The organism is Streptomyces sp. NPDC054932, assembly GCF_053610205.1.
This window is the reverse complement of record NZ_JBSGXU010000005.1, coordinates 79,499-102,328: the sequence shown is the minus strand read 5'-3', so window position 1 is coordinate 102,328 and position 22,830 is coordinate 79,499. Positions and strand designations below refer to the sequence as shown.

Genomic DNA, 22,830 nt, shown 5'->3' with positions numbered 1-22,830 from the left:
CCGTGCCTGCCGTGCTGAAGCGGGGCCGCAGCCGATCTTGCCCACCCTGCACGTCACGTTTCCCCCGCCACCCCGGGTGGTCGCTGCCCGCCACGAAAGCAGGTCCTCCGGGGCCAGCCCTCGGCCCTGCTCGTTCGTCCATGTTCCGCAGGCTTGGACGTTTTCCCGCGTCTTGCGCTCTACATGGTGAAGGCTGTTGAACGGCTGAACGGCAAGTCTGGGAGGGCTGGCTGATGGGGCAGACGGAGACCTTGTGGGCGTACCTTGCTTTCGCGGCCATGGGGCTGGCTGCTGCGGTGGTCGGGGGGCTGATGTACAGAATCCGGGAGCTGGCGCGCACCGTGCCGCTGGTTGAGGCGCTGAAGCTGATGACGCGTGGGGGCGCTGTGAAGTACCGCTCGACGGATCGGCAGGGGAGGGCCTCAACGGAGTGGGAACTCACCATCGACAGGGATCGTCCACGGCTGCGGGAAGCCAACGGCGAAGGAGCAGGCGGTGATCAGTGTGGAAGGTGAGCCGCCACCGAAATGGGAAGAGCTCTATCGGTCGCACCATCGCAGCGTGCTCACCGCGGCGACGTTTGCGGCAGGAGGCGACGTGCAGGCCGGCCTGGACGGCCTGCAGCAGGCCTTTCTGAGAGCGGGCGAACGGCTTAAGGATCCCGCGGCCACGCCCATCCGCAATTGGGCAGCCTGGCTTCGAAAGGTCGCGGTGCGTCACGTGGTACAGGCCAGAGCAGACGGTGCCCGCCTTCTGTCGCTCGACGGTCACGATCAGCCCGACAGGATCCCGACCTTGGACAGCTGGGTGTTCTCCAGGGAGGAGTACCGAACCCTCCTCAAGATCATCAGTGCCATGCCGGTGCGACGTCGTCAAGCGTTCGCGCTGCGGTACATCGCTGGCTACACGGTGGGGGAGACGGCTTTGATCATGGACTCCACGGAAGCGAACGTGCGCAACCTGATCCATCTTGTACGCAAGGAGCTGCCCGTCGGGAGCGGAAGGGAGACTGCAGATGAACGAGCCTGACGGACAGGACGCGATCGGCGACGAGCAGTCCGAACTTGCTCTGCAGGACCTGGTCGCGCGGACCGAGGAAGAGATCGGCAACCATCTGGACGGGGTCTTCGACGCCGATTCATTCTTGGAGCAGTTGCGCCGCCGGGTCGCAGGACGCGCTGATGCCCCCGTGAGCGGCTCGGCCCGAGGAGGTTCGAGTCATTCCAACGTCCGGCGCGAGACGGGAGAGGACGCTGCAGAGACGTTCGGGGTTCTGATCGGCAGTGTCTCGGCCAGCGCGTTCAGCATCGGTGACAACAGTGTTGTGTACAGCCATCACACGCAGGCCCCGGACTCTCACTATGGAGAGCTGCTGGCGGCGGTACTGCAGCTCCGGGCGGACTTGGCAAGACTCACCCCTACCGAGGCTAGTGCCGCACTTGATCTCGAACTGGCCAAGACGGCCGACGAGATCCAGGCGGCAGGTGCAGCCGCGCCCGGACAACTGGCCCGGCTGCGGCAGGCACTGCAGGCCGGCGGCGCGATGACGGAGATCCTTGCCTCGGTCCCTGCTGTGGCCGCCGCCCTTGCGTCATTGCTGGGGTGATGACAGGAGCGTGCTTCTGAACGAGCCCGATGCAGCGGTCCCCGGCAAGGTAACGCCTACCGGGGACCAATGCTGTTCAAGGTCAGTCTCAGCACCAACGGCCATACCTGCGCACCCGCGTCCAGCAGCGCCGACGGCCGGCGGGACGACTCCATCGAGGAGACCGTCGTGGAACGCGCCGACCGCGTGATGATCTCCATCGCCGTGTGCCTGCTGGGGCCGAGTACATCGCCTGCACCGGCGCTGACATGGACGTCTCCTTCGCGGACCGTCAGGTCGAGGGTGGGGGGAGACGGCCCCGGGGCCGTCTCCACCATGGCCGGGTGGTCGTGGTGACCGCGGCAACAGGCGTTCCTTGGACCGCCGGTTGGCCATACGGTTGCTCCATTGAATCGGAGTCCGGCACGGAGTCGAGCGAGCCGGGTCGGGCGGGTCGGGTGGAACGGGGGGCACATGCCGGGAGCCGACAGGCGGCGTCGCATCCTTGTGTGGAGCGGGGCCGGCGGGGGAGTCGTAGCAGGCGCGAGCATCGCGTTGCTGTGGGATCCGGGGCAGACGCTGGCCTGGGCGGCCGGTGTCGGGGCGGCGGCCGCGGCCGCCTACCTCGGCCAACAGGCACCCCAGCATCTCCAGGAGGTCCTCGCCCGGCGCCGGGCCGGGCGTGAGCTGACGGGGAGCGACCCGTTCGCCGTCGCCACGGAAATCCGCAACCACGACTACGTGACTCTCGACCTCGGCGACCGCGTAGCAGAGATCCCGGCCGCGGGGCATACCGTTCGGATCGTGATCACCTCGATGGGTCCATCGGCCGTGATGCTGACCGGGGTGCGGGCGGAAGTCTTATCCAGTGAGCAGTTGCCCGGAGATCTCACACGGCACGCGGGAGAGGTGCCGGTGCGGCGGTTCGAGGTCCTCCTCGACTCCGATCCGCCTGAGGTGCGTGCCCTGGGAGGAAGTGACTTTCCCTACCGGATCGCCGCAGACGAGTCGGAGGTTCTCGACCTCCTCGTCAGCACAGAGCGCGGCCTCGTGAGGTGGGTGCTGTGGCTGGACTGGACGTCCGCGGGCCGCCAAGGCAGCACCCGGATCGACCTTCAGGGCCATGCGTTCCGCACCGCCGCGCGTCAGCCGGGCGTCGTCTGATGGCCACGGGGCAGCGCCGTGCCGGTGCGGCCGCTCTGGGCGCAGCACTTCCCGCAGCCGCCGGCGCCGCTGTTCTCGCCCCCATGGGCGTGCACACGTGGCCGCCTTACGTCGCGGTGGCAGTCGTGTCGGCTCTCTCCGCGTTCGTGGCGTCCGCGCGGCACGGACAGCGGCCCCGCCCTGCCGAGCGGATGCAGGAATCCTCGACAATGGCGACCGCAGCCGAATCAGTTTCTTCCGATTCGGAACGACCCGTGGAAGGCCGGGCGGACGGTGCACCCGACGTGCCGGGGCTATCCGTCTACCACATGACGCGGCCCATCCGACCCATACCCGCGCAAGGACTTCCGGGCAATCAGCCGTTCACCGTTCAGGTCGCCGTCCACAGTCAGCTCGCGCACCTCGCCTCGCCCGGGCTGCTGGGCACCCCGGAGGGGGTCTACGTTCCGCTGACCGGGCACAACCTCCTTCTCTCTTTGACCACGACGGGACAGGATGAGGTCGTCCTGCGTTCGCTCCGTGCCGAGGTGACGGACCGTCTGCCGCTGCGCGTGGATGGCGCCTTGATCGCCTGGCCGCGGGTGCCCGACCTGGCTCTGAGCGCCGACCTTCTGGAGTCGGCCCAGCGTGCGGCCCGGGCGTACCGGCGCCTCCGCAGCCCCGATGTCGCAATCCTTCTGGACCCTTCACCCGCCCCCGCCCTGGCGGAACTCGACGCGGACCCCGTTCTGCCGCTGACCGCTGCGCCGGGTGAGACCGCCAACCTGACCTGCGCACCAGTGACGGACGACGGGCGATGGGTGCGGTGGCGGCTGACGGCAGAGATCGTGTGTGCAGGGCGCATCTGGCAGCCCTGGTGGGACCTCACAGTCACCGCCAACGCGCGCCTCACGCGCTTCACCGCTCACGCCGCACCGGTGCCCCAGCCGGTGCACGATGTGTACCCCGACCACTACGACCCCAGGTACCCGGGCGGACGGCCAGGCACCGAGTCCGAGGCGGAACAGACCTTCTACCTGTCGGCCCATTCCTCGCAGGACGGCGAGGGCTGGCTCCAGATGCCGTCCCGGCCCGACCCCGACCCAGAGCCCCCCGGCGCCGCCGAGGCCATCCAGCGCGCCCTTGACCTGGCCGGGGGCGGAGACCTCCCTGGCGCTGCCCAGGTTTTCCTGGCGGCGGCGGAGAACGGCAGCGGGCAGGCCGCCTACCTGCTGGGAAAGCTCACACAGGACCGGGGAGACCCGCACGGTGCGGTGCGCTGGTACGAGAAGGCCGCCGCCCGGCGCGTCCCGGCCGCCTATAACAATCTCGGCGCGCTCGCCGTGTTGCGCGGCGATCTCGACACGGCCGAACGCTGGTACCGCCAGGCGATGGACGCGGGCGACTGGGTGGCGGCCGTTGGCCTCGGCGTAGTACTGGAAAGTCGGGGGGACGAGGCACAGGCCGAAGAACTGTGGCGCCTAGCCGGGCTGCGCAACGTTCCGAACGCGGATCAGAACCTGGCGGTCCTCTACCAGCGGCAGGGCAGGCTACGTGAGGCCGACGAGTTGTTCACACGAGCCGCCGAAGCGGGCGACATCTCGGCGGCCGTGAAAGTCGGCTTTCGCTGCCACGAAGCCGGCGACCAGACCGGGGCGAAGCGTTGGTGGCGTACGGCGGCCGACGCGGGCAACGCGGAAGGCGCCTTCTACCTCGGGCTGCTCCTCGTGCGCGAAGGTCGGACCGGGGAAGGGGAACGGCTGTGGGAGCGGGTCGCCGAGCGCCTCGGTACGCCCAAACAGGGGGTCACAGCATTGCCGTCCGGGCCGGGCATGGGGACCTCCCACCGGACCGGCCGGACGGCAGAATCGGGCGAGACCTACGCCGCGTACTACCTCGGACAGCTCCACTGGGACCGGGGCGACCACCAAACCGCTCTCGCGTGGTGGACCCGCGCCGCCGAGGCTGGGCACCCGGATGCCGTGTTCCGGCTGTGCGAGCTGTACCTGAGCGTACGCGGTGGCCTCGCAGACGGCCTACGCTGGGCGTCCATCATGTTGGAGCTCGAGGGAGTGCCAGCTACCCGGGTGGAGTTACTCGCCGCAAGGATGCGCGAAATTGCGGAGCAGCTGGCCGATACCGCAGGCACACACGAGCCCGAACCCGGCTCCGCGGCGCAGGCCTGCTACCTGGCGGCCGAGGCCTACCGGCATCTCACAGCTCGCGACACCGCCCACCGTCCGGCATGGGAGGAGAGCGTCCAGCGCCTCGCTGCCTTGGCCAAGTGGTCCGGCTCGTCGCGTGCACAGGAGTCGGCCGTGAGCGCCGAGGCGCGGTTGCGGGCATCGGATTGAGCAAAGTCCGCCGGCCGCGCCGACTCTTGTCCGCTGATCGAAGTCGAATCCCTGCCTGTGTCCGTCGTCAAGGTGCTGATCCCAAAGCGGCCCACCTCCGCCTTCCACCCGCATGGCGCACCTTCTCCGGCGTGCCGAACAAGGCGTCCGTCACATCTGTAGGAGATGCTCGAGACGTGTGATCAATTGCACCCGCCCGGGTCGAGTCCCTGCTTGCCGACGTCGAGGCAGGCCTACGGGATGGCGCACCACCCCATGTGAGGGAGGCCGTCATGGCTGAGGAGCACGAGAGCATCTCGCAAGACGAGGTCGCGGCATTTGTCCGCAAGCTGGAGCAGTGGAGCGCAGGCCTCGATGACAAGGAGAAGGCCTTGCTGCAGGCGATGCTGACTCCCCCCGAGGACATCCAGCAAGACAGGTCGAGCCTTGAGGACCGAGGCTTCAAGTTCAACAAATTCAGCATCGAGGTGCCCCTGGAGAGCCTCCTGTACCGATTCCGGTACGAGCAGGAGGGGCCGGAAAAGCGCGTGTACATCAAGGATCCAGGCCCGTCATGGGTGAGGTTCATCCAGCGACAGAGGTGAGGGACAGCATGGAATCGACTTCGACGGTACAGCCCGACCGGCAGACCGCGGCCAGCCTCGCGGCCAAGCTGGTCGACTGGGGCAACGCGGAACTCTCCGACAGGGAGCGCGCGATCCTCGTAGACCTCGCCTGGCGGCACACCGGCCTGCACGAGCGCATGCGTATGGACCAGGCGGACGTGCTGGACGCTTCGGAGGAAGCGCTCGTCCGTGAACTCGAAACGGAGTTCCGGCGGCCGGAATGACCAGTGTGGAACTCATCGTCAAAGCCACACGCTTGTGCAATCTGCGCTGCACCTACTGCTACGACTGGCGCGTGGGTGAGGGCAACACCATGTCCTTCGGCACTCTTGCACGGCTCGTCGCCAGGACACTCGGCCACCCCGACCATCGTTCGGCCGGGTTCGACTGGCACGGTGGCGAGCCCACGGTCCTTCCCCTCGCCTTCTTCAAGAAGGCACTGCACCTCCAGGACCGCTTTCGGCAGCCGGGCCAGTTGGTCAGGAACGCCATTCAGACCAACGCCACGCGGATCACGTCGGAGTGGGCGCGGTTCTTCGCGGACAACCACATTGACGTCGGCATCAGCATCGACGGGCCGGCTGCCGTCCACGACCGCTACCGTGTCGACCGGGCGGGTCGCCCCACATGGGCCCGGACCCTCGCAGGGCTGCGGCTGCTGCGGGACCACGGGATCGAACCAGGCGTCGGGGTCGTCGTGGACAGGGCGGCCCTGGACCTCGGCCCCGCGGTTCTCTTCGACTTCCTCGTTGAGCAAGACATCAGCGCCACCGGTCTCAATTTCGTGATGCCGGACGCCCTGGCCGGCGAGATCGGGCACGGCGACGGACGGCACTACGTCGATCCCGGGCAGTCCGCCCAGTTCCTCATCGGCCTGTACGACCGCTGGCGCATGCACACGGGCCCGGATATCCACATCCGGGAACTGGCCGCGCTGGTGGAGTCCTTGCACGGCAGAACGCCTTCGCCGTGCACTCTGGCGGGTCGGTGTTTCGGCGTCGTCTACCGCATCGAACCAAACGGCGACGTCCATCACTGTGACTACTTCGGAGAAGACCCCCGCTATCGCTGGGGGAACATCAACACCGACGACTTCTCCGCCATCCGGCAAAACACCCGGCTTCACGAGCGGGCCGAGGAGCGCGCCCAAGACCGGGAGCGGATGCGGTCCTGCGCCGAATTCGACGTGTGCCATGGATGGTGCCCCCACGTACGGCACACCTCACGTCAGCACTACGCGGAGCATCGCGAGGACTGCTGCGGTCTGCGCCCCCTCATCGCACACATCCGTGCGAACCCGCCGCTGAACAGCGAACCGGCTCCGACCACATCAGGGTGACCGACCCCAGGGAGAACAGCGCGATGCGCGACGTAGGGCTCATTGTCAAGGTAACCCGCCTGTGCAATCTGCGGTGCACGTACTGCTACGACTGGCGGTCGGGACCGGACCAGAGAATGCCGTTCCAAGTGGCCGCACGCATGACGGCCGCGGCGCTCACCGACCCGGAGCACCGCGGGGTCGAATTCCTCTGGCACGGCGGTGAGCCGACCCTGGTCCCGATCCAGTACTTCGAGAAGGTGATGGCGGTACAGGCGCGTTTCAGCCGCCCGGGGCAGCCCATCGTCAACTCGATCGCAACGAACGCCGTTCACATCAACGAGAAGTGGATCGACTTCTTCCGCCGGTATGAGTGGCAGGTCGGCATCAGCGTGGACGGCCCGCGAGAGGTCCACGACGCTCAGCGTGTGGACGCGTCCGGCCGGCCCACTCTGGAACGCGCACTGCGTGGCTACGAGAAGCTCCGTGACGAGGGGCTCGGTGTCGGAGTCATCTCCGTGGTGGACCGGCGGACACTCGCCCTCGGCCCCGACGTGCTCTTCGACTTCATGGAGGAGGTCGGTATCCGTGACTACGGGATCAACTTCGCCATGCCCGAGCCTCAGCCTCACGCCCCCTCCGGCACCAGGGTCGCTCACTACATCACGACCAAGGAACGCACTGAGTTCCTCATCGGTCTGTACGACCGGTGGCGGGCTCACGGTGACCAGGGCATCGAGATCCGAGAGATCGCCACAGTGCGGAACCGGCTGGAGAAGACCCGCGGCGGCTCCTTGCCGTGCACATTCGCCGGCAACTGCTTCGGGAACCTGTACACGGTCGAAGCCAACGGCGATGTCAACCATTGCTGCTACCTGCTGGGCGACCCGCGTTACCGGTGGGGCAACATCATGCGCCAGGACTTCGCCGACATCCGGCGGAGCCCGAACATGAACGTGATCGTCGCCGAGCGGGAAGAGGAAGAGGCGTCACTGCAGCAGTGTCCCGAAGTCGAGGTGTGCCGGGGAGGATGTCCGATGGAGACGTACATGGCCGCGCGCCATGACCCCGAACCTCTCGGCGGATGCTGCGGGCAGGCCGATTTCATCCGTCATGTCCGCGCTCACTCCGTGGCGGCCGAGCGCACATGACCAGTCGGAAGAGAGATACGACGGCCGCCTCCCTGGCCGGCTCCTCCCTGCTCGAGCGGGAACCGTATCCGCACGCTCTTCTCGACGGACTCCTCGACGAGAACATCGCGGCACAGATCCTCGACTGGTTCGAGAATCACGGCTCTTGGACCGTCGAGCGCACCGGTCTCTACGAGCAGTACCGCTGCGTGAACATCCTCGACCTGCTCTTCGCCCACTCGGCCGGCCTCAGCCCGATGCTGCTGCGCGTGGCCGACCGCCTGGAGGAGGTATTCGGCCGTCCGGTCGAGCGGCGGTGCATCGAGGCCGGCGCGCACAAGCTGGTGGCGGGGCAGTACATCAGGACACACACCGATGTGCCGCACGATCTCACCGAGACCCATCGGGCGGTCGTCTCGTTCGCGTCCCCTGCTGCCCCCGTCACGGGAGGAGAGCTGATGCTCCAGCGCTCCCGGTCCTCCATGGACGACGCCGTGCGTGTTCGGGCTCTGCACAACCGCGCGGTGCTCATGGAGTTGTCCGACCGCTCCTTCCACTCCGTCCTCCCGGTGCAGAGCGGTGTCAGGTACAGCCTGGTGTTGTCGTACTGGGCCGCCGACCTGCGCGAGAAGTTGCACCGAAGCCGGCACGCGGAGGCCGTCCCCGCCCGTCTCCTGGACCTCCTGGAGCGGATCGGGGCCCATGAGGTCCCGCATGCCGGTCGGCGGGCCGCCGCCACCGGGCGCCGGGCGCGAAGGCGACCGTTGTCCGATCACCTGCTCGGCACGCATGCGATTCTGAGGTCCTGGGGATGCGACCCCGACGTGTGCACGGCCGGGCTCTTCCACGGCGTCTACGGGCCGCTCGGCCTCGGCACTGCCCTTCTGCCCCTGGACAGCAGGGCCCCGCTGCAGGAAGCCATCGGCCCGAAGGCCGAGCGACTCGTCCACCTCTACTCGGTGCTCGACCGCCGTACCGACCGGCCGGCTTCCGACGGCAGTTTCGTCGCGGGCGTCCTCGGGGAACCGGAGGCTGCCGCACTGGACGGCAGCACGGTGGCGGGTGTCTTCCTCATCTCCTGGGCCAGCCTGCGCGAGCAGGTCCCCGACGTCGCACTGTCCGGCGCTGAGGTGGACGAGATCCTGGGCCGGCTCGAGCTGTTCGGAGCTCTGATCCCTCCTGCCGCAGCCGCGGATCTCACCTCGACGCTCTGTTCGTGAGGTCGTGCGGCCCACCACGAGTGCCCGGCGCCGAGTATCGCCGACCGCCGTGTGTCACACCGGCTGCCAGCCCGGCAGGCCGCCCCCGTAGTGATCCCTGAGACGGGCGCCGGCGTACTCGCTGGCCACTCGCACGTGCTCGCGGAGGAGTTCGACGCCGACGTAGTCGTCATGAGCATCGGCCGACCACGACATCTGCCCGAGGTGGCGGAACTTCGCCGCGACAGCGGGCGGGAACGGCTTCCACGGCAGTCCCTCCCGCCCCAGCCGCTCGAACAGAGCGGCTGCGGTGTCGTAGAAGGCAGCCGATGGGAAGCCGTCGAAGGCCGATGGATCGAGGACGTGGTGGCGTGCGCGCGAGTACCACCGCTCCTCCTCAAGCGGATCACCGAACGTCAGGACCTGGCGGAAGGGGACGCCGAGCGCGCGGAACGCGTCGGTGCGCAGCAGGAGCAGGTACGTGGCGAGGCGGTCCCGGCAGGGAAACCGTCCGGGTTCGAACTCTCCGACGGCTGCCAGGCCCTCGGCGTCCGCGAGATCGACGAGATCGCTGAGCCATCCCGTGGACAAGAATTCGACGTCGGAGTCGAGCAGCAGGAAGTACGGGGTGTCCACCTGGGGTGCGAGCCAGTCGAGGGCTGTGGAGTGCTGGCAGAGTTCGCCGTCGTCCGGGACCACGATCTCCACCTCGGTCCTGATCCTGTCGAGCACGGACCGGTGCCCCGCTGGGCACTCGGCGACGAGCGCGTCCAGGTCTGTTCGCAGCTTCTCCAGCGTACTGCGCGCTTGCGCTGCCTCCTCGCGGGCCCGGCGCTTGCGCTCGTCCAGTGAGAAGACGGTCAGCCAGCCGAGTCGTCGCAGGTCGTCCAGCGTGCCGTCGGTGGACCCGTTGTCGGCCACGAGCACGCGGACGGGTTCGAGAGTATGGCGGTGGAACGACGCGTACGTCAGGCGGGTCGCCAGACGTGCGTTCCTCGTCGCCCCGATCACCGTCACGCGCGGGTCCGCCGTCCCGCACGGTCGGCTGCCCCGGTTCGTCACGGCCGTGTCCCTTCGAGGTCGAGGCGCAGTGCGTCGAGGTCGTGCCGGGTTGTGAGGCGAACGGCCGTGCCCGCCCGCACTGCGACCGGGGTGGGGAAGGTTTGCACCGCCTGCTCCCAGTGGCTGGAACCCGCGCTGTGGTTGCTCACCCTGTTGCCGTTGCCGAGGTCGAGTTCGAACCACATGACGACGGCGTGCGCGATCCCGTCCGTGGTCACGGGGACCATGAGGTGCCGGGTGCGGGGAGCGGGTGGCTCACCGAAGTCGAAGTCGAGAAGCCTGAACGCCGGAGACAGAACGGTATGGGGATGACAGCTGATGCGGCCCGGGAAGTAGCCCCGGGTGCTTGCGACGTTGAACGGGCTCAGGTCGAAGCCCTCCACAACGCCCACCTGGTTGAGCCCGTGGAGACTCTCGCTCTCCACCAGCTGTGCCCAGAGGCGGCCGCCGCGGGGAACAAAGCGCGTGGTGGCGGAGATGAGCTCGCGGTGGGCGTGATCGAGGCTGCGCAGGGCTGACTCCCCGACCAGCCCGCAGTCGAAGATCTCAGCGGTGACCACGTCCGGTTGCCTGGGCAGGTCACGACCCACGACGAGCTCGGTGGAGGACCTGGGAATCAGCGTGATGCGGTCGCCATAACCATTGGCTCTGATCACCCGGTCCGCGAGGAACGCCGTGTGAGGGTTGCTTTCGCAGGTCACTACGTACCCGCCGGCGCGTGCGGCCATCAACGCCGTGACACCGGCGCCGGTCCCGATGTCCAGGACGAGGTCGCCGGGGCGAACGGCCGTTTCGATCGCTTCCCGATACGCGTGATTGCGTTCCCGGTCGTTCATCATGGCGAAATGCCAGGGGGGAACCGCCTGTTGGATCGGGATCTCCCTGCTCCAGGGAGGCGCGGCGGGCAAGGAAGTCATCCGTGCATGTCCCATCAGTTTCCGACGTCGCAGAATCGTCGTTTCACCGTAGCCCCTGACGACCGATGAGGACCGCCCGGCGCGGCACAAACCTCTGCGCTCCCGCCCGTGCGACCATACGGATGTTTCCAGCCCATTCGGAGGCCTGGTTGAATCTCGATGACATCGCCCATTGCGAAATTCACCCGACAATCGGAATCGCCCGGGTCGGCAACAGCCCGGACGCGTATTTCGTCGGACCGGAGGCCCCGGGGAGCACGGTTCATCCGGAAGGCGGATTCAAGGATTCCGAAGGACGGGTCAAGCGCCAGGCGGCACGCTTCCGTGTCTACGCGTTCGACAAGGACGGCAACGTCCTGGGCGAGGTGTCGGCTGCCGACGCGGACGTGGAGTGGTCGGTGGAGCTGGCCAACACGAAAGCGGCGTGGTTCCGGTTCCGCGGGCGCTTTCACCAGTCGGAATCCCCGGAGAACCGACGCAATCAGCATGTCGATCCCGCTGATCCCGAGGCGCGCGCCACACTGATGATCACGCCGGGACCGCGACGGGCGAAGGGCCCGAACGTGGACGGTACCGACGCCCGGTTCGACACCGGAACCTTTCTCGGGCAGTCGGTTCCCCTCGGGGAGCTGCGCACCGACGAGGCGGGCCGGCTTCTCGTCCTGGGCGGCCTCGGGCACGCGGCCTCCGTGAGACCGGACAACCCCGTGACCCACTACGCGAACAACGACCACTGGTACGACGACACCTCCGACGGACCCGTGACGGCCACCGTGCGGATCGGTGAGGACCGCACGGTCCCCGTCAGACCCGCCTGGGTGATCGTCGCTCCCCCGGACTTCGCACCCGACACGTCGAACCTGGTCACCCTGTACGACGTCGCGCACGAGGTCGCCGAGCGCGTCGGCTGGTGGCCGCAGGGCGAGGAGGTCTCGTTCACCCAAGACATCCGCCCTCTGCTGGGCCGCATTCAGGGCTACTCATGGGTGAACGGGAACGCGCTGCGAGGGCACGGCAGAAGCACACAGGGCGAATTCCTGAACCCCGACCGTCTCTCCCGCCTGGCATCGAACGCCCCGGAGGACTCGGGCCTCAGGAAGTCGGTCTTCGAGCGGCTGCGCACGCCCGAGGCGGAGGACGTGGTCCAGGCCGGGTACGCCTTCATGCCGCAGCTCGCGGGGGACGACGGAGACCCGGCCGACGGCAAACCCCGCACCTGGATGTCACTCCTTCCCGGACAGTACGAACGGATGCGCCGCTGGGCCGCAGGCGAGTTCACCGCCGATGGGACGGACCCGGTCGAAGCGGTGCCGCTCAGCGACCTCCCTCTTGCCGAGCAGCCGCACGCATTGGTCCGGGCCGCCCTCGAGGCGTGCGTCGGGGCGTCGTTCTTCCCCGGCATCGAGATGACGTACATCGCCGCCGAGCCGTCGACCTGGACGGCACCGTTCCGCCTGCGCGAGGACCTTTCGGCCGGGGACATCACCAAGCACATGGCCGTGCCGTGGCATGCCGACTTCTACGAGTGCCATACGCACTGGTGGCCGGCTCAACGCCCGGACGACGTCCTGCCCGAAGAGCAGTACCGTCGGCTCATCAGCACGGCGGAGGCCGCCTGGGAACCCACCGAGCTCAGTGTGTACCGCAGGCCGTGGGCCCGTGGCGTCGGCGTGCAGCCGGTCTACCCTCCGCAACTCGATCCGCTGCCGGACGAGAGCGATCAGCAGTACCGCGACAGGGTGGCCAAGCGCTGGTCACTGCTGCGTGAGCACGCCGGCGACAACGAGATGGTGGAGAAATGGAGCCGCCTCGGCTTCGTCGTGGCACGTACCGGCGAGTCGGGCGAGACCATGCTGGTCGAGACCGAACGCGCGGAGCACGTCGGCCTCGGCGACCGTGACTGGTTCCACATGCTTCAGCACCCAGAACGCTACCCCGAGCAGGCGGAGGCCGCCCGGCACTACGCCGAGGCAGTTCTGGCACAGGCCAGGGCGGCACAGACCGATCCCCTGTTCCCGGTGATGCTGCGTCCGTTCCGGTACACCCGTGAGGCCTTCGAAGCCCGGCTACAGCTCATCTATACGGACATCGTGGAACGGGTGGAGGACTCCGATCCGGCACTCGACCCGCTGCGTACCCGCAGCGACGTCATCGAGCGGATCCGCCAATTCGCACCGTTCAACCTTCTGGACGGCGCCTGGTTGCGCAACATCACCCCATTGGGGCCTATCGACGAAGTCCGTTCACTGCTGTTCTCCATCTGGATGGACGAGATCGGCGGCGGTGATCCCGCACTGAACCACTCCAACCTCTATGCCGACCTGCTCCACAGCGTGGGTCTGTACCTTCCACCGGTGGACTCCTACCAGTTCGCCATGCTCCCCGAAATGCTCGATTCGGCATACTCGGCCAGCGCCTTCCAGTTGGCCATCTCGCAGCATTCCCAGCGATTCTTTCCGGAACTTCTCGGAATGACGCTGCAACTGGAATGGAATGTCCTGGAGATCGTGCCGGTCGTGAGGCTGCTGGACTACCACGGCATCAACTCGCAGTTCTACCGGATGCACATCGGCATCGACAACGCGGCGGCGGGGCACGGTGCCAAGGCTCGCGATGCGGTCATGCTCTACCTGGACGAGGTGCACGAGAGCGGCGGAGACCAAGCCGTCCAGGAGCACTGGCGGCGCATCTGGGACGGCTACGTGGCCTTCCTCATCATCGGTACCCTGTCCGACGACCTCAGGGCTCTGGTGGCCGACCGGCCGACTCCGCGAGAACGGCTGCTCGACCTGATCGAGCGCAAGGCTCCGTTCGCCCGTATGAACCACAACGGCAAGCGGCTCGGCGGCAACAGGATCAACGACTGGTTCCTCGACCCTTCCGGTCTTCTGCGGGAACTCCAGGAGTCGGGGCTGATCGTGCCGGGGGAACCGGAGAAGAGCCCCTTCTTCGAGCTGACCACGTTCTCCGGGCCCATGTACAAGGTCTTCGAGGAGAACGAGCTCGAACTGTGGCGCGAGTGGACTCGCTCACTCGCCCTTAAACCCGACGGTCACCCCCAACTCTCCCCGCTCCAGGCGATGATCCGGCTGGTCGACACGCTGCGCCCCCGCCAGACAGGCTCGGTGGCCCACACCGGCATCCGCATCACCGGCCCCGATCCGGGCGATCCGACCCGCACCAGGCGCGAGCCGGTCGCCTGGTGGTTCACCCAGCCCACTGCGTTCCTGCTGAGCGCAGTCGTCCACCCGGCCAATGAGCTCGTCTCTCCCGGCCGCCCGGAGGAAAGCTCCTTCATCGATCTCCTCGGACCCTCGACCAGCATGGGCAGGGCCTACGCCGGTGTGGTGCCCGGCACGGGCAGGACCGGCCGCCAGATCACCATCGACTGGATCACTGCGGGTTGTCCGCTGCCCGACCTGACACCACCGGACAACCGGCCGCTCCTCTCGGCACCGTTGCCGGCCAAGGGCGCCGGCGCCGGCGCCGTGGAGCAAGCCCCCATGCACGTCTACGGCATGGGAGCCGTTCACTGATGCGCGAACCGAGGACCCACGCGTACGGTGACGTGGTGATCGCAGGGGCCGGACCGGCGGGGGCCGCGGCCGCGATCACCCTTGCCCGCCATGGTGCCTCCGTCATTGTCGTCGACCCGGGCAGCACACGTCCGTGGAAACCCGGGGAGAGTCTGGCGTCCGGGGCCTGGCCCCTTCTGCGGCGCCTCGGCGTGCTGGACGCGGTGGCCGCCGGCCCCCACACCCCGTGCTTCGGCAATCAGTCGCTCTGGGGCGGGGAGACACTCGGCGAAGTGGACTTCCTGTTCAGCCCTTACGGAATCGGGCGGCATCTCGATCGCGCTCACTTCGACCAAACCCTCGTGGACACGGCCCGCCGGGCCGGTGCCCGCCTACACCCCGGCCGCATCAGGTCCGCGCGGCGCGTCGGGGCCCACTGGCAGCTGTCACTCGATCGCGGCGGCCTCCGGGCCCGGTACCTCGTCGATGCCACGGGGGCCGGGGCTCGTCCGGCGCGTCAGGCAGGAGCCACCGTCGTAAGAGCCGACCGCATGGTCGCCCTCACAGCCCGCCTGCCGTACGAGACCTCGGGTGACAGCCTGCCCCGGACCTCGCTGGTCGAGTCGGCACCCTTCGGCTGGTGGTACGGCGCGCCGCTGCCCTCAGGGTCCTACTTCGTCATGGCGGTGACGGACGCCGACCTCGTCGCCGGGCAGGCACTCCATCGACCGGACGGCTGGCGGCGGGCTCTGCAGGAGACCACCCTTCTGCACCAACGCCTCCACTACGCAGCCGCAGCCCCACCGCCCGCGCTGCGCATCGTACGGGCGGCGACGTCGTATGCCTGCCCCGCAGCGGCTCCGGGATGGGCCGCAGTGGGCGATGCCGCCATGGCGTCCGATCCGATCGCCGTGAGGGGCATCGTCACCGCCCTCGCCACAGGCATCGCGGCAGCCGACGCCGTCCACGCCGACGCGGCGGGCGATCCCACAGCTTTGAGTGCCTACGCTGAACTCGTGCAGGCGAGCCACAACGAGTTCCTGAGGGGGCGACTCATCTGCTACGGGAGAGAGCGGCGGTGGAACACACCGTTCTGGAACAGACGGCACTCCGCAGTGCCGTCCCCCAGCTCCGAGCCGCGACACGGCAGGCAGGCGGCCGAGCCCATCTCCAAGCGGTGACCGTCGCGGCCGTCCGGCGCGCATCCGGTCGGGCTGGTGCTGCGACCGGGAGGGTCCGGACGAGTGTGGACATGTGCCGGGCATCAGGGTTCCACAGCCCCTGCCCCTGGCCGCCGTTAGCACGGAGGCACGCGGGTGGAAGTCCGTTTTGAACGAGCTGGACGATCACGGTCCGTCCGTCGAACGGGTCGCCGGTCAACTCCATGCCAACGGTGTTGTTGTCCACCTCGCCCGCGAGCCGAGGTGGACGACCATCAGGTGCTTGAATCCCCGGCCCCATCTCAGCAGCTGATCACGCGCCTGTCCGGAGGATAAAGAAGTCTCAAGTCGCAGTGACAGGCCGGAATTCGTAGAAGGCTCGTCCCGGAGCATCGCGAAGAGGACGTCGGCCCGTCGTGGGGCGAGGCAGAGCGGGGCCTGGGTGTGGTGTTCCCCTGGGTGATCTTCTTGTCGTAGTAGATCCGAGATGCCGGGTCGGCCACGGTGGCGAACGCGGAGAGGAAGAGGGCCTGTTTGAGCTGCTTGTTCCCTCTCCTGCACCTCGACCCACTCACGGTTCAGGGCACGGTCGTCGTCGTGGGCGGCGGCCGGCAGAGCGGCTGCCCCGATCAGCGTGCCGGCGGCCAGGACCGTGGTGACGGCGCGGCGGGTGGCGAGGGAAGCAGACATGCAGACGGCTCCTTCAAGGTCGGCCGGCCCGGCGTTGTGCGAGCCGGGGCGCGGGCTCCGTATGGTTCCCGGCGTTCTGCCGAGGAGCCACACTCTGGCCCGCACCCGCCATCAACCGCCACAACCTGCGACTCACGTTTCCTAATGCGGACATGTCCGTAACTCTCCCTTGTGAGAGGCGTGCGTCAAAGTCCGGTTGACGCGGGCGGTGCGGGAGGCGGGGACGGCCCTGTCGGTGCCGGAGCAGGGGGATTTCGGCCGGATAAGCAGTTCATTCACGCCATGTCGCATGCTGGCGCCGAATGGGTTCAGGGCTCTGTAACAGGCGCTTCTGCCGTTTCCTCGAACCACTTGTGCACCACCGCTCGGACGTACGGACAGTGACGGGCCGACGCTTCAGGGACCGGGCAGGACACCGGCCAGGGAGCCCCGGCCACCGGCCGCTCCTGCCGGAACGCCACGATTCCGGCTCGACTCCCCCTGGTCCCGGGGGATATCCCCACCCGGGACGGGCCGGGTGGCATGATCGCCGAGGACGGGCACCCCCGGAGAGGCTGGGAGCGGAAACCGCTGGATTCCCAACGATTCGTAGGAGTTGGCCCGTGCACGCACAGGTATGGCACATGCTTCGTCCCTCCTGGCGTCAGCAGGGTGTCCGACGCAGAGCCGCGACGGCCGCGGCCGCCGCGGCCGTCTGCGCGATGACGCTGGGCGCGCTGGCGCCGCCCGCGGCATCCTCCGCCCGGCCGGACGCGGTCCAGCGGGGTCTGGACGCGCTGGTGCGTTCCGACGGCCTGCCCGCCGCGCTGGCGAGCGTCCAGGACGTCAAGGGCCGCGCCCGTACCTACACCGCGGGGTTGGGCGACCTGGCCACGGGGGCGAGGGTGCCGCAGGACGGGCAGGTGCGGGTGGGCAGCACCACCAAGACGTTCACCGCAGTGGTCGTCCTGCAACTGGTGGCCGAGGGGAAGGTCGGTCTCGACGACAACGTCGACACCCATCTGCCGGGCCTCGTCCGTGGAGAAGGGATCGACGGGCGCGGCATCACCGTCCGTGAGCTGCTCCAGCACACCAGCGGAATTCCCGACTACGAGAAGGAGGTCGACAACGCCTTCCTCCAGCGCCGGTACCTGGAACCCCGCGACATCCTGGACATCGCCCTGCGGAAGAAGGCCGACTTCGCCCCCGGGAAGAGCTGGGCCTACAGCAACACGAACTACGTGCTGGCCGGCCTGATCGTCCAGAAGGTCACCGGGCGGCCGCTTGCCGAGGAGATCGACAAGCGCGTGGTACGGGCCGTCGGACTGCGCCACACCTACTTCCCGACCGCCGGCGACACGACCGTCCGGGAACGCCATCCCCGGGGCTACCGCCAGGAATCGGCGGGTGCGCCGTGGCGCGATGTCACGGACATCGACCCGTCCGCGAGCTGGGCGGCGGGACAGATGATCTCCACCAACTCCGACCTCAACCGGTTCTACACCGCGCTGCTGGCCGGCGACCTGCTGGAGGACGCGCAGCTCGCCGAGATGCGCACCACCGTCCCCCTCGGGAACACCGGTGCCGGGTACGGGCTGGGGATCATGAGCAGGCCGCTGTCGTGCGGTGGCCTCTACTGGGGCCACGGCGGCGACATCATGGGGTACGAGACCCGCGGCGGGGTCACCGACGACGGCCGCGCGGCGGCGAACGTCACGGTGACCGCCGTCCCGACGGACGTGGCGACCACGAGGCGCGTCGAGAGCGTCGTGGACACGGCCCTGTGTGCCGCGAAGCAGAAGTAGCCGGACGGGGGCCCAGGGGGTGTTGCAGAAGGCCGTGCAGTACGCACCTTGGCCATGGCCCCCCACCGGTTCACTGCTGGCAGCGCCCGAAGGTCACGACGTAGGTTCCGGCCTGGCTCGCGCCGGCCCCGGCCGGGTCGGCCGAACCCGGCTGGGCCCAGGCGCCGATCTCTCGCATGGACGGGTCGAGGATGATCTGGCGGTGGCCCCACGTGCTCACGTTCATCCACCAGTTGACCGCCGCATTCGGGGTCCCCGAGCCGCCCCAGCCGGTGTACGTGATCTCGGCGACGGCCCATGACCTGGGGTTCGGGCAGTAGCCCGCGGCTTTGATCCGGCTCTGCGGTGTCGAACCGGTCTGCGGGTTGCGGTGCGAATCCTTACCCGGTCCCCACCACTTCAGCTGCACGGCGGCGGCGGAGTGCTGCTGCGCCGCAGTCGTCAGTGCCTGGTTCGTGGTGAGGGCGGGCAGACCCCTCTGCGTGCGCTGGTTGTTGATGAGGCAGATCAGTGCATTCCTTACGGCGCTGTCGTTGCTGCTGTTCGGGGCTCGGGCAGCGGCCGCCGCGTCGCACGCGACGGCTGTCGCCGGTGCTGCCGATACCGGTACCAGTGCGGCCGACAGGACTCCGGCCACAGCGAGACTCCGTGCGGTTCTGATGAACGAAGCGTGCCTGCTCAAGGAGGTCCACCTCCCGGGAAGAACACGAACAGTGGTTTCCAGCAGTGGAGGCGCCACGTCGCGCAAGTGGCGGCACGTGGCACGGCCTGCCGCTACGGCTTCTCCTCCAGGCTGACAGCCGACGCGCCGACCCGCCATCCGGGCCCCGGGCAGACGCACAGGCGCGCTCGCCGGCATGCCCGAGGAGCCGGGACGGGAACGGTCGTCCCCGCCCGCGCCGCGCCGCCGCGCTGTCGCCGGGCAAGGCGGTGAGTTCAGCGGCGGCCACCGTGCCGACCGGCTCCGCCACCTCGGCCGGGCCGGACACCTACCTGAGGACGTGCACAGGGCAGCTGGGGAGCCGACGCAGCGAGGGCCCCGGGTGTATTCGCACAACCCGTCGCCACCCCTGTAGGGGCTTCCGGGCGCGGTTCCGGCGCTCATCTGCCCATGGTCGGCGCTGGCACCGACCAGCCCCCGGCGGTCAGGGGGCGGGAGGGCGGCCCGAGGTGCGGCTGGAGAGCCGAGGGGTCGGACACTTCGACGGTGACCGGCCGGGGCCCGGACGATGATCTGGAAGCGCGGGGGCCCCTCTCCGTGCCGGAGTGCGTTGGAGACGAGTTCGCTCACCACCGCTATCTGGAGCGGGGAACGTGGAGCGGGAGGCCGCGGTTGGCCCTTTGGGGGCGCATGTGGGCCTGCGCTGCGCGCGTCGACCCGGAACCTCCCTCACCTGGCATATGCCGCTGTGCTACGGCTAGAGGGCAGGCATTTCCCCGGGACAGAAGGGCATGCGCGTGGCTGTTGTCGGCGAAGAGACCCAGAGACCAGCCCATCCATCACTGCGAACGGTCGGCATCGCCCGACGAGTTGACGCCCTGTTCAGGGCCATGTCGGCGGACCTCCTGCTCCGCGAACAGTTCGTCACGGACCCCGCGCAGCTCCTGTCCGAGTACGTCGGCGGCAGCAGGCTCTCGCCACAGCAAGCCTCGGTCGTCAACCAGCTGATCCACTCGGTGGCCTCGGACCGGGAGGCGCTGGCATGGCTGCGGGACTACGTCGTCGACCACCGCGACACCCCGGTGTCCCGGGACCGGTTCATGGTGGAGCTCGGCCGAGCGGTGGCGGAGAGGAAGTCGGTCCACGTCGTACTCGCGCTGCTGAGGTTCGCCGTGGAAGGGGAAGACCTGTCCGTCGCCGTCGATGAGGCCCTGGTACCGATCCTCAACGACTGCGGGCTCTTCGGCGACGAGCTGGCGTCCGGTACGGAGACCAGCACGGGAACGGCTTTCGGTACCGAGAAGAGTGGTACGCACGTCAGCACCGGCCCCGTCGTTTCTGGGACCGAAACCAGTACGGGAACGGCCTTCGGCACGGAGAAGAGTGGTACGCACGTCAGCACCGGCCCCGTCGTCTCCGGGACCGAAACCAGCACCGGCACCCAGTTCGGCACCGAGGTCAGCGGGACGCAAGTCAGCACCGTCGTCAGTCTCTTCGCCGGTCACTACGTCCCGGCTCTGGAGGCTCTCGTCGAGTACTCCGTCCGGCTGCGCGACCGCGGGTTGCTGGAAAGCGTCGGGGGCCTGTAGGTGGAGGACAACCGCGCTCCGGGCGCGAGCCTCCCACCGCCCGTCGACCCCGGCCGGCGCGACGCGCGCCGGGACCTCACGACGTCGCTCGCGCGCCGCGGCCGAAGCGACGAGTGCATCGCCCTGTGGCGCACCGAGGCGGCCTACGACGCCGAGGACCTCGCCTGGCTGGAACACCAGTCCTGGCTCGCCCTGCTGGAACACGACCTCCCGGTCGCCGGCGAGTACGCGCGGATCCTTGCGGCGGTCCGCCTGGGCAGCGCCTGGTACCCACGGTCCGCCCCGCCGCCCCGCCCGGGCGCCCCGGACATCCACCTCACGGCTCCGAAGCTGCGCCACGACATCGACCAGTTCCGCTACCTGCAACAGCGGGGCGTACTCGGTGACGAGTTCACCGACATCATCAGCAGCTACGAGGAGACGGCCTCCCACCTGGAATCGGCCGGTGTGGACGGGCCCGCGTCGGCGGACGCCTCGGCGTGGCGGGCCATCGAGCACGTCTACGGCCGACTCGTCCATGTACGGGACACTCCCCGCGTACGGCGCGCACTGGCCGACGCGTGGAAGCCCCAGGAGGTGGAGGACCAGTACCTCGACCAGCCGCCGGGCGTCGTGGTCATCGACGACTTCCTGGCCCCCGGTGCGCTGGAGGAACTCCAGCGCTTCTGCCTGGAATCGACCGTGTGGACGGGGAACCGCTACGCGCACGGACGACTCGGCGCCTTCTTCCGGGACGGGTTCAACTGCCCGCTGCTCCTCCAGATCGCCGAGGAGGTACGGGACGCCCTGCCCCGGGTGATCGGCAAGCGCTACCCCCTTCGCCAGCTGTGGGCGTTCAAGAACCAGAGCAACTTCCCGGCCGACTCCAACACGCACGCGGACTTCGCCGCCGTCAATCTGAATTTCTGGATCACCCCGACCGAAGCCAATCTGGACGAGGAGTCAGGCGGACTCGTCGTCTACGGGGTCGACGCCCCGCTCGACTGGGATTTCGCCACGTACAACAACCGCACCGACGTCATCGAGCCCTATCTTCGGCAGCAGCACGCGAAATCCTTCAAGATTCCCTATCGCCAGAACCGTGCCGTTCTCTTCAACTCGGACCTGTTCCACGGCACGGACGGCCTGTCCTTCCGGCCGGGGTACGAGAACCGGCGCATCAACATCACGATGCTCTACGGCGAGCGGGAGAACGACACCCACCACCGACAGCTCTCCTCGGCCCCGTCACGGGACGGCACGCCCGCGGCCTGGCGGTCCGGGGCGTTCGGCCGCGTGCGCGGGCATCGGTCGTGACCTCCCAGTACAGCCAGGACGAATTCGTCGTCGAAGTCCTCGGAGGGATGCGGGAGGGGTTCTTCCTCGACTCCGGGGCCTCGGACGGTCTGCAGGCGAGTAATACCCGCCTGCTCGAGCAGTCCTTCGGCTGGACGGGCATCTGCATCGAACCGAACACGGAATTCTTCGCCCGCCTCGTGGAGAACCGTCGGTGCATCTGCGTGAACTGCTGCCTCTACGACCGGGAAGGCCACGTCGAATTCCTGGAGGCCGGGACGGTCGGGGGAATCCTCCACGAATACGATCCCTCCCTCCTGCGGTGCGCGAAGGGTCTTCTGCGGGTCGCCGAAGGCAGTGCCCCTCCCACGGTCCGCAGGACCGCGCGAACCGTCCGCTCGGTCCTCGACGCCTGCGGGGCCCCGCCCGTGATCGACTACTGGAGCCTCGACACCGAGGGGTCGGAACTGGCCATCCTGTCGAGCTTCCCTTTCGACCGGTATTCCTTCCGCGTACTGACGATCGAGCACAACTGGCTGCCGGCCCGCTCCCGCATCAGGACGTTCCTGGAGGGACGCGGGTACAGGTGGGTGCGGGAGGCCGGCTGCGACGACTGCTACGTCCGGCACGACGTCGCCCACCCCCCGCCGTGGCGATCGCCGTGGCGAAGCAGCGCATGGAGGCGGGCAGGCTGACTCGGCGACCGTGCCGGCCCACCAGTGGCCGACGGGGAATTCCTGCCCCGTTCGGCCATCACCGGTTGGGGGCGTGCGGAGCCCGCCGGGCGGTAGGTGGAGGTTCCGCGCTGGAGCCGACTGCTCCTACCCTCCGCCCGATCGCCGT

The 22,830-nt window shown here is 68.5% G+C and carries 20 protein-coding genes and 1 pseudogene; 17 read left to right on the top strand and 4 right to left on the bottom strand.

Annotated features, from left to right (window positions below):
• The first annotated feature begins 233 nt into the window (after positions 1-233).
• The 11 genes from ACWGE1_RS02840 to ACWGE1_RS02790 all read left to right on the top strand — a co-directional run bounded on the left by ACWGE1_RS02840 (position 234) and on the right by ACWGE1_RS02790 (position 9,355).
• Positions 234-515 carry a hypothetical protein gene (locus ACWGE1_RS02840; RefSeq protein WP_453418771.1) on the top strand — a complete coding sequence of 94 codons (282 nt, stop codon included), beginning with the start codon at positions 234-236 and terminating at the stop codon, positions 513-515.
• On the top strand, positions 496-1,029 hold the full coding sequence (locus ACWGE1_RS02835) for an RNA polymerase sigma factor (protein WP_453418770.1): 534 nt from the start codon (positions 496-498) through the stop codon (positions 1,027-1,029). The genes ACWGE1_RS02840 and ACWGE1_RS02835 overlap by 20 nt, the downstream gene beginning before the upstream one ends.
• Complete coding sequence (locus tag ACWGE1_RS02830; protein ID WP_453418769.1) at positions 1,016-1,606, top strand: hypothetical protein; 591 nt, start codon at positions 1,016-1,018, stop codon at positions 1,604-1,606. The genes ACWGE1_RS02835 and ACWGE1_RS02830 overlap by 14 nt, the downstream gene beginning before the upstream one ends.
• A gap of 69 nt (positions 1,607-1,675) precedes the next feature.
• Positions 1,676-1,942, top strand: a complete 267-nt coding sequence (locus tag ACWGE1_RS02825; RefSeq protein ID WP_453418768.1) for a hypothetical protein — start codon at positions 1,676-1,678, stop codon at positions 1,940-1,942.
• 198 nt (positions 1,943-2,140) lie between these two features.
• Positions 2,141-2,749: a hypothetical protein gene (locus tag ACWGE1_RS02820; RefSeq protein WP_453418767.1), complete on the top strand. Its 609-nt coding sequence runs from the start codon at positions 2,141-2,143 to the stop codon at positions 2,747-2,749.
• A 209-nt stretch (positions 2,750-2,958) separates the two neighbouring features.
• Complete coding sequence (locus ACWGE1_RS02815) at positions 2,959-5,082, top strand: SEL1-like repeat protein (RefSeq protein ID WP_453418766.1); 2,124 nt, start codon at positions 2,959-2,961, stop codon at positions 5,080-5,082.
• A 272-nt stretch (positions 5,083-5,354) separates the two neighbouring features.
• Complete coding sequence (locus tag ACWGE1_RS02810; protein ID WP_453418765.1) at positions 5,355-5,666, top strand: hypothetical protein; 312 nt, start codon at positions 5,355-5,357, stop codon at positions 5,664-5,666.
• Between the two features lie 8 nt (positions 5,667-5,674).
• The gene (locus ACWGE1_RS02805; RefSeq protein WP_453418764.1) at positions 5,675-5,911 is read left to right on the top strand and encodes a hypothetical protein; all 237 of its coding nucleotides are present in this window, start codon (positions 5,675-5,677) and stop codon (positions 5,909-5,911) included.
• Positions 5,908-7,026: a radical SAM protein gene (locus ACWGE1_RS02800; RefSeq protein WP_453418763.1), complete on the top strand. Its 1,119-nt coding sequence runs from the start codon at positions 5,908-5,910 to the stop codon at positions 7,024-7,026. Before ACWGE1_RS02805 ends, ACWGE1_RS02800 begins: the two co-directional genes overlap by 4 nt.
• Positions 7,027-7,049: 23 nt before the next feature.
• A complete protein-coding gene (locus tag ACWGE1_RS02795; RefSeq protein WP_453418781.1) occupies positions 7,050-8,156 on the top strand; it encodes a radical SAM protein in 1,107 nt (368 codons plus the stop codon).
• On the top strand, positions 8,153-9,355 hold the full coding sequence (locus ACWGE1_RS02790; RefSeq protein WP_453418762.1) for a 2OG-Fe(II) oxygenase: 1,203 nt from the start codon (positions 8,153-8,155) through the stop codon (positions 9,353-9,355). Before ACWGE1_RS02795 ends, ACWGE1_RS02790 begins: the two co-directional genes overlap by 4 nt.
• Positions 9,356-9,409: 54 nt before the next feature.
• Here ACWGE1_RS02790 and ACWGE1_RS02785 read toward each other — a convergent pair whose 3' ends face one another.
• Together ACWGE1_RS02785 and ACWGE1_RS02780 are read right to left on the bottom strand one after the other, a co-directional pair.
• Positions 9,410-10,351 carry a glycosyltransferase family 2 protein gene (locus tag ACWGE1_RS02785; protein WP_453418761.1) on the bottom strand — a complete coding sequence of 314 codons (942 nt, stop codon included), beginning with the start codon at positions 10,349-10,351 and terminating at the stop codon, positions 9,410-9,412.
• Positions 10,352-10,392: 41 nt separating this feature from the next.
• Complete coding sequence (locus ACWGE1_RS02780; RefSeq protein WP_453418760.1) at positions 10,393-11,235, bottom strand: 50S ribosomal protein L11 methyltransferase; 843 nt, start codon at positions 11,233-11,235, stop codon at positions 10,393-10,395.
• Positions 11,236-11,462: 227 nt separating this feature from the next.
• Here ACWGE1_RS02780 and ACWGE1_RS02775 point away from each other — a divergent pair, with 227 nt between their 5' ends.
• Together ACWGE1_RS02775 and ACWGE1_RS02770 are read left to right on the top strand one after the other, a co-directional pair.
• Complete coding sequence (locus ACWGE1_RS02775) at positions 11,463-14,849, top strand: LodA/GoxA family CTQ-dependent oxidase (protein WP_453418759.1); 3,387 nt, start codon at positions 11,463-11,465, stop codon at positions 14,847-14,849.
• On the top strand, positions 14,849-16,009 hold the full coding sequence (locus ACWGE1_RS02770; RefSeq protein ID WP_453418758.1) for an NAD(P)/FAD-dependent oxidoreductase: 1,161 nt from the start codon (positions 14,849-14,851) through the stop codon (positions 16,007-16,009). Before ACWGE1_RS02775 ends, ACWGE1_RS02770 begins: the two co-directional genes overlap by 1 nt.
• A 360-nt stretch (positions 16,010-16,369) precedes the next feature.
• Here the strand turns inward: ACWGE1_RS02770 and ACWGE1_RS02765 are convergent.
• Positions 16,370-16,545, bottom strand: a pseudogene (locus tag ACWGE1_RS02765) (IS110 family transposase); the annotation flags it as partial.
• A gap of 735 nt (positions 16,546-17,280) precedes the next feature.
• On the opposite strand from ACWGE1_RS02765, the gene ACWGE1_RS02760 reads away from it, so the two are divergent.
• The gene (locus ACWGE1_RS02760; RefSeq protein ID WP_453418757.1) at positions 17,281-18,462 is read left to right on the top strand and encodes a serine hydrolase domain-containing protein; all 1,182 of its coding nucleotides are present in this window, start codon (positions 17,281-17,283) and stop codon (positions 18,460-18,462) included.
• Positions 18,463-18,532: 70 nt separating this feature from the next.
• Here ACWGE1_RS02760 and ACWGE1_RS02755 read toward each other — a convergent pair whose 3' ends face one another.
• Entirely contained in the window at positions 18,533-19,099 is a 567-nt protein-coding gene (locus ACWGE1_RS02755) for a CAP domain-containing protein (protein ID WP_453418756.1), read from the bottom strand.
• A gap of 914 nt (positions 19,100-20,013) precedes the next feature.
• On the opposite strand from ACWGE1_RS02755, the gene ACWGE1_RS02750 reads away from it, so the two are divergent.
• From ACWGE1_RS02750 to ACWGE1_RS02740, 3 genes are read left to right on the top strand one after another with little or no spacing between them, the layout of a single operon-like run.
• Complete coding sequence (locus ACWGE1_RS02750) at positions 20,014-20,712, top strand: hypothetical protein (RefSeq protein WP_453418755.1); 699 nt, start codon at positions 20,014-20,016, stop codon at positions 20,710-20,712.
• Positions 20,713-22,008, top strand: coding sequence for a hypothetical protein (locus ACWGE1_RS02745; RefSeq protein WP_453418754.1), 1,296 nt, complete (start codon positions 20,713-20,715; stop codon positions 22,006-22,008). It begins immediately after the preceding gene.
• On the top strand, positions 22,005-22,682 hold the full coding sequence (locus ACWGE1_RS02740; RefSeq protein WP_453418753.1) for an FkbM family methyltransferase: 678 nt from the start codon (positions 22,005-22,007) through the stop codon (positions 22,680-22,682). The genes ACWGE1_RS02745 and ACWGE1_RS02740 overlap by 4 nt, the downstream gene beginning before the upstream one ends.
• Positions 22,683-22,830: the final 148 nt, after the last annotated feature.

Bases quoted from the DNA above. Each gene is read 5' to 3' on its own strand.
- ACWGE1_RS02770 (WP_453418758.1), top strand. From the start codon at position 14,849: ATGCGCGAACCGAGGACCCACGCGTACGGTGACGTGGTGATCGCAGGG.
- ACWGE1_RS02810 (WP_453418765.1), top strand. From the start codon at position 5,355: ATGGCTGAGGAGCACGAGAGCATCTCGCAAGACGAGGTCGCGGCATTT.
- ACWGE1_RS02805 (WP_453418764.1), top strand. From the start codon at position 5,675: ATGGAATCGACTTCGACGGTACAGCCCGACCGGCAGACCGCGGCCAGC.
- ACWGE1_RS02830 (WP_453418769.1), top strand. From the start codon at position 1,016: ATGAACGAGCCTGACGGACAGGACGCGATCGGCGACGAGCAGTCCGAA.
- ACWGE1_RS02815 (WP_453418766.1), top strand. From the start codon at position 2,959: ATGGCGACCGCAGCCGAATCAGTTTCTTCCGATTCGGAACGACCCGTG.
- ACWGE1_RS02825 (WP_453418768.1), top strand. From the start codon at position 1,676: ATGCTGTTCAAGGTCAGTCTCAGCACCAACGGCCATACCTGCGCACCC.
- ACWGE1_RS02795 (WP_453418781.1), top strand. From the start codon at position 7,050: ATGCGCGACGTAGGGCTCATTGTCAAGGTAACCCGCCTGTGCAATCTG.
- ACWGE1_RS02750 (WP_453418755.1), top strand. From the start codon at position 20,014: ATGTCGGCGGACCTCCTGCTCCGCGAACAGTTCGTCACGGACCCCGCG.
- ACWGE1_RS02840 (WP_453418771.1), top strand. From the start codon at position 234: ATGGGGCAGACGGAGACCTTGTGGGCGTACCTTGCTTTCGCGGCCATG.
- ACWGE1_RS02790 (WP_453418762.1), top strand. From the start codon at position 8,153: ATGACCAGTCGGAAGAGAGATACGACGGCCGCCTCCCTGGCCGGCTCC.
- ACWGE1_RS02780 (WP_453418760.1), bottom strand. From the start codon at position 11,235: ATGATGAACGACCGGGAACGCAATCACGCGTATCGGGAAGCGATCGAA.
- ACWGE1_RS02800 (WP_453418763.1), top strand. From the start codon at position 5,908: ATGACCAGTGTGGAACTCATCGTCAAAGCCACACGCTTGTGCAATCTG.